The organism is Anaerovibrio lipolyticus DSM 3074 (assembly GCF_900141865.1).
Lineage (GTDB): Bacteria > Bacillota > Negativicutes > Selenomonadales > Selenomonadaceae > Anaerovibrio > Anaerovibrio lipolyticus.
Genome location: NZ_FQYW01000016.1, coordinates 1 through 14348, shown reverse-complemented (window position 1 = coordinate 14348; position 14348 = coordinate 1). Strand labels below are relative to the sequence as shown.

Annotated in this window: 15 protein-coding genes; 1 reads left to right on the top strand and 14 read right to left on the bottom strand. The window is 40.1% G+C overall.

Annotated elements, in window-relative coordinates; all coding sequences use genetic code 11:
- Positions 1–272 precede the first annotated feature (272 nt).
- The 14 genes from secF to B6K08_RS09475 all read right to left on the bottom strand — a co-directional run bounded on the left by secF (position 273) and on the right by B6K08_RS09475 (position 13468).
- The gene (gene secF / locus B6K08_RS09540) at positions 273–1196 is read right to left on the bottom strand and encodes a protein translocase subunit SecF (protein WP_039209348.1); all 924 of its coding nucleotides are present in this window, start codon (positions 1194–1196) and stop codon (positions 273–275) included.
- A 25-nt stretch (positions 1197–1221) separates the two neighbouring features.
- The gene (gene secD, locus B6K08_RS09535; RefSeq protein ID WP_039209320.1) at positions 1222–2475 is read right to left on the bottom strand and encodes a protein translocase subunit SecD; all 1254 of its coding nucleotides are present in this window, start codon (positions 2473–2475) and stop codon (positions 1222–1224) included.
- Between the two features lie 25 nt (positions 2476–2500).
- A complete protein-coding gene (locus tag B6K08_RS09530) occupies positions 2501–3091 on the bottom strand; it encodes a 5-formyltetrahydrofolate cyclo-ligase (RefSeq protein ID WP_039209322.1) in 591 nt (196 codons plus the stop codon).
- On the bottom strand, positions 3091–3459 hold the full coding sequence (yajC, locus tag B6K08_RS09525; RefSeq protein WP_080326024.1) for a preprotein translocase subunit YajC: 369 nt from the start codon (positions 3457–3459) through the stop codon (positions 3091–3093). Before yajC ends, B6K08_RS09530 begins: the two co-directional genes overlap by 1 nt.
- Before the next feature lie 33 nt (positions 3460–3492).
- Positions 3493–4629, bottom strand: coding sequence for a tRNA guanosine(34) transglycosylase Tgt (tgt, locus tag B6K08_RS09520; RefSeq protein WP_027396078.1), 1137 nt, complete (start codon positions 4627–4629; stop codon positions 3493–3495).
- Positions 4630–4772: 143 nt separating this feature from the next.
- Complete coding sequence (locus B6K08_RS09515; RefSeq protein ID WP_039209326.1) at positions 4773–5585, bottom strand: Rpn family recombination-promoting nuclease/putative transposase; 813 nt, start codon at positions 5583–5585, stop codon at positions 4773–4775.
- 165 nt (positions 5586–5750) lie between these two features.
- Positions 5751–6851: a hypothetical protein gene (locus tag B6K08_RS09510; RefSeq protein ID WP_039209329.1), complete on the bottom strand. Its 1101-nt coding sequence runs from the start codon at positions 6849–6851 to the stop codon at positions 5751–5753.
- A gap of 16 nt (positions 6852–6867) precedes the next feature.
- Entirely contained in the window at positions 6868–8376 is a 1509-nt protein-coding gene (locus B6K08_RS09505; protein WP_039209332.1) for an MBOAT family O-acyltransferase, read from the bottom strand.
- A gap of 9 nt (positions 8377–8385) precedes the next feature.
- Entirely contained in the window at positions 8386–8628 is a 243-nt protein-coding gene (locus B6K08_RS09500; RefSeq protein ID WP_039209336.1) for an acyl carrier protein, read from the bottom strand.
- A gap of 20 nt (positions 8629–8648) precedes the next feature.
- Positions 8649–9077, bottom strand: a complete 429-nt coding sequence (locus B6K08_RS09495) for a MaoC/PaaZ C-terminal domain-containing protein (RefSeq protein WP_039209339.1) — start codon at positions 9075–9077, stop codon at positions 8649–8651.
- Positions 9074–9988, bottom strand: a complete 915-nt coding sequence (locus B6K08_RS09490; protein ID WP_039209341.1) for a transketolase family protein — start codon at positions 9986–9988, stop codon at positions 9074–9076. Before B6K08_RS09490 ends, B6K08_RS09495 begins: the two co-directional genes overlap by 4 nt.
- A 4-nt stretch (positions 9989–9992) precedes the next feature.
- A complete protein-coding gene (locus B6K08_RS09485; RefSeq protein WP_052212253.1) occupies positions 9993–10832 on the bottom strand; it encodes a transketolase in 840 nt (279 codons plus the stop codon).
- Complete coding sequence (locus B6K08_RS09480; RefSeq protein ID WP_039209343.1) at positions 10825–11670, bottom strand: aldo/keto reductase; 846 nt, start codon at positions 11668–11670, stop codon at positions 10825–10827. Before B6K08_RS09480 ends, B6K08_RS09485 begins: the two co-directional genes overlap by 8 nt.
- Entirely contained in the window at positions 11663–13468 is a 1806-nt protein-coding gene (locus B6K08_RS09475; protein WP_039209346.1) for an HAD-IIIC family phosphatase, read from the bottom strand. The genes B6K08_RS09480 and B6K08_RS09475 overlap by 8 nt, the downstream gene beginning before the upstream one ends.
- A 123-nt stretch (positions 13469–13591) precedes the next feature.
- Here B6K08_RS09475 and B6K08_RS09470 point away from each other — a divergent pair, with 123 nt between their 5' ends.
- Positions 13592–13915: a helix-turn-helix domain-containing protein gene (locus tag B6K08_RS09470; RefSeq protein ID WP_072033469.1), complete on the top strand. Its 324-nt coding sequence runs from the start codon at positions 13592–13594 to the stop codon at positions 13913–13915.
- Positions 13916–14348 lie beyond the last annotated feature (433 nt).

Below are 14348 nucleotides of genomic sequence, written 5' to 3'. Positions count from 1 at the left end.
GACAGACCACTTATTAAATATTCCCTTTATCTAACAACCCAAATAAAAACTCGCTGTCTCCCCGACAGCGAGTTTTTATTTGCGAACGTATAATTTAATTACTTCATAAGCATTACACATAAATATAGGGAAGTCCACATTCGGAGCGCTCTCGCTCACTATTTCACATAACGGATACTAAGTTCATCCTTCGCTTTCAGCTTGGATTCACTAAGTACCGATATGAAATACCTCCGATTATGTGACTTCCCTATTTATTATTCAACTAAGCTTTATGCTTCAGTGGTAGCTGGCTTGTTGCTGTTGCCAGATTTCTTGCTTTCCGCAATATTACGCATGGTTACCCACAATGGGCTTGCGATGAAGATTGAGGAATAGCAGCCACTAAAGAAGCCGCACAGCAGTGCAAAGGCGAAATCCTTGGTGGTATCGCCACCGAACCAGTACAGTGCAAAGGTTGTAAACAAACAGGTAAATACAGTGTACAGAGAACGGGTCAGCGTCTGATAGATACTGCGATTTGCCAGCTCATAAAGGTCACCGCCACGACGGAAGTGAAGCTTCAAGTTCTCTCTGATACGGTCGAAAATTACGATGGTATCATTAATGGAATAACCTACGATAGTCAGGATTGCTGCCACAAAGGAGCTGTCCACCTGCTTCTGGGTGAAGGAGAAAATACTCAATACGATGAGAATATCATGTACCAGGGCCAATACCGCAGATACACCGAAACGCCACTCAAAACGGTAAGAAACATACATGATGATTAGTACCCAGGAAATCAGTGTTGCCATAACAGCATCCATAATGAGCTCGCCACCAATGGTAGCACCTACCTTCTCCTCACGGAGAACAGTGTAGTCACCCACATCTTCCTTTAAGGTTGCCATAACAGCCTTACGATCATTTTCCTCCAAATCAATGGTACGGATCATAACATCCTTGGAGGCCTCCACATTAGTAACATCACCAGAAAGCTGAATTGTAGCATTGTCCAAGTTGTACTTTCTCAGTGAGTCACGAATTTCCGGAAGGGTAACTTCCTTTTCAAAACGCATGTCAATAATGGTACCACCGGTAAAATCAATACCAAAGTTAAAACCATTTGTAAACATACTGAAAATACCTGGAATAATTATAAGCAGGGAAATGGCGAACCAAATCTTGGAACGGCGCATGATATCAAAAGGAATCTTCACCTGCTGTTCAACAGTTTTCTTAGCCAAGCTTGGTCACCTCCTCTTTTTCCTTCCCCACATTGCTTATGCCATAACCATATATAGCAGGATTCTTAAAGAGCTGAGCTGCAATCAGATTCTTACACATAAACTGGGTAAGGGTAATGGCTGTAAACATAGACAAAACAACACCTAACCCAAGGGTAATTGCAAAGCCCTTAATACTGCCTGTACCAAAGCAGAACAGCACTGCAGAGGCAATGATGGTAGTAATATTGGAGTCGAAAATAGTGGTGAAAGCACGCTCAAAGCCAGCATCCATAGCAAGTCGCATGGTCTTACCCGTGCGGAATTCTTCCTTAAAATGCTCAAAAATAAGCACGTTGGCATCTACCGCCATACCAATGGAAAGAATAATACCCGCTACACCTGGAAGCGTGAGGGTTGCATCCAGCATCTTCAAGCTAAAGAGCAAAATAATAACATAAGCCATCAATGCAATATCTGCAATGAGACCTGGCAAACGATAGAACAAAATCATAAAGAGAACTACGGCACCGAGGCCAATTGCAAAGGCATAAACGGATTTATCCTTGGAGTCCTGACCAAGGGAAGGACCTACAGTACGGGTTTCAATGATGTTAACCTTTACTGGCAGAGAACCACTTCTCAGGAGAATTGCCAGATTGTGGGCTTCCTCCAAGGTCTTGTTACCAGTAATAACAGCCTTGCCCCCCATAATAGGCTCGTTTACACGTGGGTTTGTAAGTACCTCGCCGTCCAAAAGAATAGCAATGTTGCGGCCCACATTTTTAGTGGTCAAATCAGCGAATTTCTCGCCGCCTTCTGGGCTGAATTCCAGCTCAACCAAGTTCTGACCCTGCTGGTCAGTCTGCTCACGGGCATCCTTCAGATCAGTACCAGTAAGAACTGTCTCACCCTTGTCATTCTTGAATTCCAGCATTGCGGTCTTACCAATAACCTGAATTGCCTTATCAGGATCCTTGATACCAGGCAGCTCAATGATAATACGGCGCTCACCCTGGCGCTGTACTATAGGCTCCGCCAGACCTAACTCATTAACTCGCTTCTCCATGATTCGTACTACACGATCCATGGCATCACCATTTACAGGTGCTTCCGGGGTGTCTTCAGCTTCCAGAACCACATGAGTACCACCCTGCAGGTCAAGGCCCTGTCTGATGGACTTTGCCAAAGGACCAACGAAGGTGAAGAAAACACCAACGATGATAACAATAGCAGCCAGAAGCTTTAATAAACTATCCTTTCTCAACTACTTTATCCTTCTTTCGAATTATTTATTTGGAACATTTTATAATTCCATTATGTGTAAGAAGATAATCCACGGGAATATCATGGTCCATAACCTTAATTTCATCCATAAGCTGACACTCATAGGCCACTGCCACCAATGCAGCATTTCGAACCTTCTTAAGGAATATGTCATAAAATCCGCCGCCCAGACCAAGACGATGGCCCTCTTTGTCAAAGGCCGCACCGGGAACCACCACGAAATCAATTTCCACAGGGTTCACTTCGTGATAATTATCCACGCTTACAGAAGGAATATCCCAATAACCAGGCTTCAGCTCATCTAAGCTGTTCAGTCTGGCAGCTGTCATAATGCGGGTCTTTGGCTCAGCAATATATGGAATGCAGAGCTTTTTCCTATCTGCCAGCACCTGGTTCAATATTTCCCTGGTCTGAACTTCATCTTCCACTGAAACATAACAAAAAACGCAGGAGGCTTGCTTATACAGCTCAAAATCCCTAAGCTGCTTAAATATCCCATGGCTTTCAGCCACCCGCTTTTCCGGGCGCATGGCCCGTCTTTTAATAAGAGCTGTTTTTCTAAGCTCTTTTTTCAAAAGAGTAAGGTCATTCTCCATTATTCCTTATCCTTTGCATCATCTAAATCTGTCTTTTCAGCAGTGTCATTATTGGCAGGAGTTCCGGACATAAGCTCCTTACGCTCCTCCTCACTGCCCACAATAGCTGTAGCAATCATGGACTTGGCTACTTCAATAACCACGCCCTCAGCAACCTCCAGCATAATGGTGGTCTCCTTGACCATATCCACTTTGCCATAGATGCCGCCCCGGGTCACTACCCTAGTACCGCGCTTCAGCTTGGACACCATATCCTGCTGCTTTTCCTGCTGTTTCTTCTGAGGACGATAAAGCAGCACATAAAACAGGATAACCATCAAAATGACTGGTGCTGCTCCACCAAGTCCGAAGAAATCTTCCCCCATCATATTACCCCCTTAATCTGCTATTTTGCAGAATAATTAATTGCAGCTATGGGACTTTGCCCCATAGTTATAATTGTCGAGGAAATTACGGCGGAACTCGCCAAATCTTTCCTCAATAATTGACTGACGCATCTCATGCATAAATCTCTGTAAGAACCGCAGATTATGCAATGAAAGAAGTCTTAAGCCGAATATCTCATTGGCACGAACCAAATGACGGATGTATGCACGACTGAAATTACGGCAGGCATAACAGTCACAGCCCTCCTCAAGAGGTCTGAAATCACTGGTAAATTCTGCATTCTTCATTACCAGTCTGCCATTCCAGGTCATGGCTGTACCATTTCTGGCCACTCGTGTTGGGAATACACAGTCAAACATATCAATGCCGTGCATTACGCCCTCCACCAGACAGTCAGGAGTACCAACACCCATGAGGTATCTTGGCTTGTCCTTTGGCAGCTGCTCCACCGTATGGTCAAGCATTTCATACATGAGCTCCTTAGGCTCTCCTACACTGAGGCCACCTACGGCATAACCAGGGAAATCCATCTCCACCAGCTCATTTACACTGCGGGTACGAAGGTCCTTGTACATACCACCCTGAACAATACCAAATAACCCTTGATGTGGGCTGGTCATAACCTCCTTACAACGCTGTGCCCAGCGGGTTGTTCTGGCTGTAGAAGCCTTGGCATAATCATAATCAGCCGGGTAAGGAATGCACTCATCAAACGCCATAACTATATCAGAGCCTAAATCCATCTGAACCTTCATGGAAACCTCAGGAGACAGGAACTTCTTGGAACCGTCAATATGTGAACGGAAGGTAACCCCCTCCTCAGTAATCTTGCGAAGATCTCCAAGACTGAACACCTGGAAGCCACCGCTATCCGTAAGAATAGCACCATCCCAGTTCATAAACTTATGAAGCCCGCCGGCCTCACGAACCAAGTCGGAACCCGGACGTAAAAACAGATGATATGTATTACTGAGAATAATCCCAGCACCCATATCGTGCAGCTCCTCAGGAGAAACGCCCTTTACAGAGGCCTGTGTTCCTACAGGCATGAAAATAGGAGTTGGAAAGCTGCCATGAGGTGTATGAATAATACCTGCCCTGGCACCAGTGGCCGGGTCCTGCTTTATTAATTCATAGGTTATAGCTGGCAAATAATCGCCTCGCTTTCATTAGTATTTTCACAGTGTTTAGGTAAATAATTCATTAAACACTCTAACTAGAATATCATAACATAAAAAGCCTGTTCTTTCAACAATAGTCAAAAGAGCAGGCCCTATCTCATCTACACTCTCCCCTATGCTTCCTTTGAAATTTCTGCCAATTCCTCAGCTGTATATCTCCCAGATGCTTTAATAGCTTCTAATGTCGTCAAGCCATCTTTAATTAAGGCCTTAACTTCCAAGATTCTTCCTTCCTGTAATCCCTCATTGCGGCCTTCTTCCCGTTCTTCATCCAATTTCATTTGTAATTTCATATATCGCTCACGCTCTCCCTTATTTTGCCGCTCACTAAGGATAGCATCATCAATTTCTTTTACAAAACCACCCTTAGGTCTTATACCATTCATATAATTTAAGAACTCCATCAATCGCATTGGAACATCATTATCAACGCCTTTACTTGAAAGAAGTATCTTGGCCGTTCCATCTGGAAGCTGAATTGTTTTATCTTCATCACACCAGCTATGAAAAGTATATAAGTGCTTTTTACCATCCAATAACAAAAATGGACAGAAAAAAATTATATAAGTCTTGGAAAGGTTCTTATACTTTTCGCCAATCATCAGGGAATCCATATCCATTGAAGATTGATAATAGCGCATGCGCTTTGCCAGTTCATCTATGCCATAATCTTTTACCTGCATTTCTACAGTATAAACGGTTTGCTTATCATCTTTGATATAAACGTCAAATCGTACTCCATGGCTATCATACAATGGATCAATAGCCTTTTCCGTTTCCAAATATTCCAGCCTCTTAATATCAACATTTAATACAGTCTCCACCAATGTCTTACAAAGCCGTGGATATTTGCGCATCACGAGCTTGAACATATAATCGTCCGTTACCTCTAGCTCCTCAAATGCTTTCCGCTTCGTATTCCCCATGTCAAATCCTCCTCAATTATACCAAAATTAAACAAAAGAAAAAACTGCAACATCTCTGCTGCAGTTTACGCTTTAAAAATTCGATATTTTTTCATTTTTTCCTGCTTTATAGAAAACTATATTGCAGTTTTTTAATATACATCGTTATCTATAGTACCGATAATATTATGGCTTGAAGTCAAAATATGTGCTCAATAATTCGTGTCTTACATGACGGCTATCATAGAAATCTTTATTTGTCATTCCCAATTTATATGGATTATAAGAGCCAGTTATTTTTAGATTATATTTTGCTGACATATCGATAGCAAAGTCTTCCAATTCATTTAGTACATAATATTCATCATTGTTAATTCTATCCCACAATGTTGGTGCAACTGGGCACAAATATAAATCCACACGTACATTCTTGTCCAATAAATATTTTACCAACTTTTCGAATGATTCTTTTGGGTAATTTCCTAGATGCTTTCCTTTTGAAAATTGTGATTCAATAGCATACTCATTGGAATGTTGTATTACGTAGTTTTCATCTTTTTCCTGCGTGTTTATACCATATACCCAACTGCCATCAGGCATATAATATGCCCATTCGTATATATTTTGATTCGCAACTGTCCACTTCTCTCCTTTGTAATTATCAGCAACAATCCAACCACCGCTTACAGCGGACTCCAAGCCTCTGTCTCTTATCAAATGTAACGATGTTTGAAAAAGCTGTGGAGATAACAACTGCTTGTACGCATAAATACCATTTTTTTCTTTAGGTTGTGCCGTCTTGATATTTCCATCAATCACATCTAGCATATATTCCGCATAGGGCATTAACTCCATATTTCTCGTAAATGTTTTATTAAGATTTTCATCAAAGAAATAAGAATCAATGCAAAAAATCACTCGATTATAGTTTACACCATTTATTTCCAATAATCCAAATTGGGCAAAAATATCATAAAAATCAGCCCCCGACTCGCCGAGATTGTAAAAGCTGTCTGTTCCAGTATCGCCTTGACGAATTCCCATAACAAGACTAGGACCAACTGCAATGCATTCAACATGTTTTGGCATTTTTTTAATCATGTTTTCTTTGACTTTTCTCTCGTTGATATTATTTTTGGTTATCATTGTCTTGTTGCCATTTACCATAGATTGAGCAACTGCCTCATAATCAATACGAAAGAGCCCAGCGGGATCCACTAAATAATTCACTATCATCATAAATATGGGAATCGGAAGAAATACCAATAGCTTAATCCACTTATTCAACTATTATACCCACCTTTCAAAATTGGAAATAAATGAATTCGGACTTTCCAATCATCCCCATACCAAGAATTAAAATTATTTCAGCATAAAGGACAGCTGTGCGCATAAACCAAGATTTCTTATTTAGTAATTCATACAAGGAGCTCCCTTTATCTTCCAGATAATCCGCAAAAACAAGAACACCTATCCCGAGAACCATAACCAGTAAACCAGCCTTACCCATCTTTGTTGCGGCTATAATAGCTGATAAATGGATTTCATCCACATTGGCAAACACATCATATAGACATGTAAGGCCCACAGAAACGCTTTCTGAACAAACAAATACCCAACAAATACATATTAATAAAAGCGATTTTAATCGATTTACATTATCCCAAAAAAGACTACATTCAGAAAATGGGAGCTCATTTCCCATTTTACTGAACCAATTCCCACCGAGATCACTAATCATTAACAATGTGCAAGGTACAATGGCAGAAGCCACAAAATAATGCGCCGTACATCCATGCCATACGCCTATCAGGAACCACAAAACCAGCATTGAAATGTAAAAAGGTATTTTCTTTCCAACTTTTTTACCATAGTGCTGTTTACAATATTTCCCTAGCATTACCATCACGTTGGATATCTGAACCGGGTACATTACATAATCCTTAAACCACAAGCCGAGGGTAATATGCCAGCGTTGCCAAAATTCTTGTACTGTTTTTGAGAAAAATGGTGCTCGGAAATTTTCAGGCAATCTAACACCAAATAACGCCGAAGTCCCCAACACAATGTCCATACAACCGGAAAAATCAGTATACAGCTGTACGGCATAACATAAGGTTGCAAGAAATATATCTGCGCCACCGTAATCCTGTGGATTTTTATACACAACTGTCACAATCATGGCAAAGCGTTCCGAAATAACCAGTTTCTTAAAATACCCCCACAGCATGCGCCTTAATCCATACTCTATATTGTCATATTCCAATACTGTCTTCGCTAGTATCTGCTGACGCATAGCTTCAAATCTCGTAACTGGCCCCGATACAACCTGTGGGAAATAGAAGATAAACAGCGCCACTGTTGCTATATTTCGTTCCGCCGGATACATTTGCCAACGCACATCAAGCACATAGCCAATAGCTGATAGAGTAAAGTATGATAACCCCATAATTGGCACAAAATTAAGCCACGAAAGCTGTACATCCATAGATAACAAGGAAGCCAATAGCTCTCCCATATTAAAAGCATATTTCAAAACAAATAATGTTGCAACCAAACCCATAATAGTAATTGCAGACACCATATTACGTTTCCAACCAAAAGTTTTTTCCTGTAATATCGCTCCACCATAAGTTAGCATCAAAATATACGTCATCAGTACCAACATTAAATCAATGCCAATAGGGGACGCCTTTAAATAAAATACGCAACTCGCTGATAATAAAATATATTTTTGAATTTTGGGTAAAGTATAATACAAGATTACAGTAACCAACAAAAAGATAAAGAAACTACCACTTGTTAAGCTCATAGCTGCCCCTTATTTACCTAACTCCAAAATAATGTCCACCATCTCACCCACATTTTTCATGGATACAACCTTTCCCATGGGAATCTTAAAGGAAAACTCATCTTGTACAGCTACAACCAAGTTGATATGTTCAAAAGAATCCCAATCCTCTATGTCATCAGCCGTTATTTCATCATTAAGAGTTATTGATTCATCGTCAAATACATCCCGAAATACATTGTTTAATCTCTCGTAAACTTCTTCTCTTGTCATTTATATTTCCTCCATTTTCGTTATTTCATTACCATGACCTTCATCATGGTATTTGACACTGTTTTGTTATTTTGATTTCTTATAACAGCCTTTATTCTAAGCAGGCGAAGGCTTTCATCTTTATCCACAACCTTCCCTTCAACAGTTAGAGTATCTCCTGCAAAAACTGGCTGCTGAAAGGACAATTTTTCCAAACTATGAATAAGACTATATTTTCCCGGTAAGTACATTCCAGCCAGAGCAGAATATAAAGACGCCGTCAACATGCCGAAAGCCACATGGCTGGAATATTTCCCACCACTAATTTCATAGGCAAAGCTATCATCCAAGTGTAACGGGTTTTCATCTCCTGAAATCTGACGAAACATATTTTCCATCTCTAAGGTTATTTCTCGAGAAAATGATTCCTGCAAACCAATTTCTATATCCGCAAAAGTATATTCTCTCATAGCTCCTCCTTTATACGTTGGTAGAGGCTAAATCCATCGAGACCATTAGCTTTCCGTACAGCAGCATGTGTACCATAACCTGCTGCAAAAACATCTTTTAGTCCCAACCTACATAAAGAAGTACCTAATCCATAAGTTGAAAAAATCTCTGCTAGTGCACTACCTAATCCACCCAAAATATTATGTTCTTCTATTACAAAGCATTTCTGTGATTTACGAGCCATTGCAAGTATATTATCTGAATCCAAAGGCTTAATACATGGTACATTAATTAGATTTACCCCATATCCTTCTTTACTTAGATAATCAACTGCAACATAGGCCTCTTCCAAAATACTGCCAGTTACAAAGATTGATATATCGCCATTTTCCTGCAACACATCATTATGCCCTGGTATAAAAGTATAATTTTCATCAAAGAATTCTTTTTCATTGTTCATGCCAATACGAATATAAACTGGTCCCTTATGCTCATATGCTGCCTGAACACAAGCTGTCACTTGTTTAGGTGTGGCTGGAGAAAAAATCATCAAATTGGGAATAGAGCGTAAAACCGCAATATCTTCTGTAGTATGGTGTGTCGGCCCCAAAGAACTCCACGAAAGACCACTTCCCATACCCACAATTTTTACATTATGATTTTGAAAGCAAATATCATCACGTATAAATTCCAAAGAACGATATGCTAAAAATGCTCCTGCCGTGTATACAAAAGGCGTAAATCCGACACTTGCCATACCAGCTGCTGCAGCTACCATATTTTCTTCGCTGATACCAAAGTTATATATTTGCTTTGGAAAATTATAGCGGAACATTTCATCATAGCCTGTACCGCTATCAGCTAAAAGGTGCATAACTGTTGCATCATGCTCTGCAATTTCCATAAGTTTACCTATATAAGCACTCTGCATACTATTACGCCTCCCACTCTTCCTCTGATATATCTAGTGCCTGAGCAAAAGCCATCTTTTCTTTTTTGCTCTTAGGCAATTTGAAATGCCAATTCGGATTTTGCTCCATTATAGGAACACCCTTACCTTTTATTGTATGAGCAATGATTAGTCGTGGCTTGCCCTGCTCATTATTTTCCAGTAAACAATCTCGTAATGATACTATATTATGTCCATCAACTTCCTCCACGTGCCAGCCAAAGGATTCCCATTTATCTCGCCAACGTGGTTCACCAATAGTCTTCTCAATAAAGTCCATCTTCTGAATCTCATTACAGTCCATAATAGCCACAAGATTATCCAGCTTCATTGCTACAGCCGACATTGCAGCTTCCCACACAGTACCTTCCTGAATTTCACCATCTCCCAGTAATACATAAACTCGAGCTTTACTTTTCTTCAACTTTAAAGCCATAGCCTGCCCCGCTGCAAAAGATAAGCCATGTCCTAGTGAACCTGTGGCCGTTTCAATCCACTGACTATCTCTACGGCATGGCTCACCACCTATAACTCCTCCCGGTTGAAGATATGAATTATATTCCGCATCTGACATTAATCCAATATGGTTTAGGATTGCATAAAGTGCCAAACCAGCATGCCCTTTACTAAGGATGAATCTATCTCTATCCCGCCATTTAGAATTTTCTTTATCAATTCTAAGTACACCATCTACATAAAGGGTATACAATATTTCAAGGCAGGAGAAACAGCTTGCTAAATGAGCCATCCCCCCTTTGAAACCTGTCAAAAAAATTTTCTTGCGAAGTCCTTGCAGAATAACCTTTGTATCTTTTATATCAGCCAAATTCTGTCACCTCATCCGGATCAATACCAATTCCACCACAATATGGCAAACTGTCAATCATGCTTACTTCCTGTGGTGATAGCGTAAAATCATATATTCCCTTATTTTCCCGTAATCTCTCAGTACTTGTTGTTTTTGGAATAAGAATTAATCCCTTTTCCACTCCATAACGTAGGCAAATTTGCGCCACCGTCTTTCCTTTTGTTTGTGACAATGCTATTAATGTTTCATTTGTTAATATTTCACCATTCCCTAATGGACTGCTGGCTTCGATACATATATTATGCCCACGACAAAACGAAACCAAATCTAATTGTGGCATACCAGGATGAAGCTCCAACTGATTTACCATAGGAACAATTTCTGATGTCTTAAACAAGGCTTCCAAGTGATGAATTTTAAAGTTACATACACCAATCGCACGAACTAATCCATCTTCATATAGTTTTTCCATCCCCCGCCATGTTTCCGCGTTAATAGATTCCCAAGCTTCATGGAGTTTAGGTGATGCTGGCCAATGAATGAGATAAAGGTCAAGGTAATCCGTCTTAAGCTTTTTCAAGGACCTACGACAGGCCTCTTGCACTGCATCAAAACCACGATTGGTATTCCAAACCTTATCTGATAAAAACAACTTTTCCCGAGGAATTCCAAGTTTTTCCAGCACTTTACCAATGGCCATCTCATTACTATATGCTGCAGCTGTATCAATAAGACTATATCCCAATCCATAACCAGCCTTAATAATTTCCAACAGACTCCCCCGGTCATTAATCTGCCATGTTCCCATGCCCAACTGGGGAATACCTACACCATTAGATAATTTCAACTCAACCATCGGTTTCCCTCACTTCAATTACCTTATTACGCTTGATATAAGGTTCCGTGCACAATTTCCACACAGTATTTCCCTGTTCATCTTCACTAACTTTTTCAAAGCCTTGCTGTCGATAAAATTCTTTTACCATGCCATTTTTCACCGTTGGATAATAATAGCCCATAATTACCTTAATGCCCTTTTCCAAACATTTAGACACTAATTCATCCATCATGGCTACTTCCATATCTCTTTTCAGCACTCGACAGCTCATCAGCCATAAATCAATATGGAATAACGAGGTATCCTCTTTGTCATTGTGACCGAACACCACCGACACCACACCATTATCACCAAATTTATCCTCTAGCTTACCATATAAGGTGATATATTCCTTATTTGCAGCATAGTGTTCCATATCGGACTGGGTACATCTTTTTGTAGTCAAGTTAAATTGATTGCTCTTATTGGTCAGCTGAGCAATTCGGGACATGTACACTGGTGCAAAAGGTGCAATCTCTGCCTTCATTTCCAAACTCTGTAAATACTCTGTGTAATCAGCAAAACTTGCCTGAGCCTTTTTGCGTGCCACATTTTCCCGGTACATGATTGTTCGCTTAGCATCCTCTGCAGATAGTCCTGTAGGTTCAAAATAACCTGACCTGTCTATAATACGAATATATTGAGCTGGGTCAGTCATGGCCGGAACCTTTACATCCAGCACCTGTTGGCTTACCCGATCACGTTCTACAGGATTATCATCCACGAATACCAAACTGTCAGTACCAATATTAAGCTCCTGTGCAATTTCCAAAATATTGACATCCTTATTCTCCCAGTTTGCCTTGATGACCAGGAAATCATCTGGCCTCAGAACAGTGTCTGGGCGAGACAAGCCGGCGATTGCATTTTCTTCATCGTTCTTGGAATTGATTGCCAGCAACACCCCCATATCTTTATGTTCCTTGATATAAGTCTGAAATTCACTGTACAGCTGCCCCATAGATGTTTCCTGACCTATTTCAATACCATTGGCACCATCATCACCCACTACACCACCCCATAATGTGTTGTCTAAATCTAATACAAGAGCTTTCTGTTTTTTACCGTAAAGTGACTTCATTATATTGGCGAGATTATATGCCAACTCTGGAATAGCTTCTACCGCACAAGCATATTTATACATGTGCCACGCAAACCCATCGGCCCAGCGCTCCAAACCATATGAAGCTGCCATATATTCAATATCATTGATATAAAAATTTTCATGTCCAGCAGCATACTGTACAAAACGCTCATTCAAATGATTTATGAAATTACGTCGTCCATGAATATCAGTAAAATCCAAGTTTCCCAAAAGCCGATAAAATGGTGGTTCAAAATTATTTTGAATTATTGGACATTTATACTTTTCACCGATTTTGTCCCATATCTGTACATAATGTTGAAAAGTCTCCTCTAGAAGGTCAGTTATCATCTCGTTACTATCTGTAACTTTCGGAAAGCTCTTTATATTTCGTGTGCTAGTATGTATATAAATTACGTCAGGCTGAAAGTCTATCAGCTCTTGATTATCAAACATAACATCCTGCCAATACTGGTCATATTCAGATTCATAAAAATCCGGAACAATCCCTGCGTCCAGCAAAAAAAGCTCCAGCATATCTTTGACATCATGAGTAGTAGAGCCACCTAAAATAGCTATTTTTTTGTAAAGTCCAGTTTCCGTGTCTATTTTTTCTAATAGTTGACGCTTTAACTGCTTTCGCTTCTTCAATATATACTTCGAATCAAGTGGATAACCAAACATAACGGACATGAAAATCCCCCCCTAGTCATTATATCTATTTTTTAGTATTTTTCAACACGGTAATTCCTATTTTATCACTTTATGGAGTAATAATGCCATTCTCTGCTAAACTTAAGCAAAGGAGATTTGCTGATGTTTACTAAAAGACTGCGTGCATTACGGGAAGATTCCGACATAAAGCAAAAAGATATAGCAGAGTTCCTGCAAATAAAGCCAAACACCTATAATCGTTACGAATGTGGTGTAAATGAGCCTGATATTTCAACACTCATAAAGCTTGCTGACTACTTCGAGGTTTCGCTAGATTTTCTACTAGGTCACACGTCTAAAAACACAGGCAATATCCCTGATCTTTCCCATTTTTTGATGACAGGTGATTATCAAATATTTGGTCGTACCCCTTCTAGTGAGGAGCGACAGAAACTTGTCTCATTTTTAGAATTATTTTTCCGTTGAACCTTTTTAGCTCCTTGCTTTAAATTCAGCCATAACAACGCAGCTCTTCACAGTTTGATTCATCTGTGTAGAGCTGTTTTTTGTTCATATAGATACGAATAGTCTATAATTTAAAATCAGTTACCTCTCCATATAGTCAAGTGTTTTCTTCAGTAAAATCAATACTTCTTTGAGTCCTCATAATGAATGAAGCTAAGGTTATGGAGTGATCTTCACCTCATACAGGGCAGATATATAGTGTTAATGGGTATACCAAATAAAACGTCATCACTAAACTATTTTAAATGGCCTCGATGTAATACCCATCCCTATATGGCAGCTCACCTCTCATGTCCAACAGGATCATCCCAACAAGGGGAGTCCTCACTTCCTTCGTTCTGCCTATCCATAACCAGGGTGCCAGCTTAGCTATTCATCAGGGTCATGCCCTCCG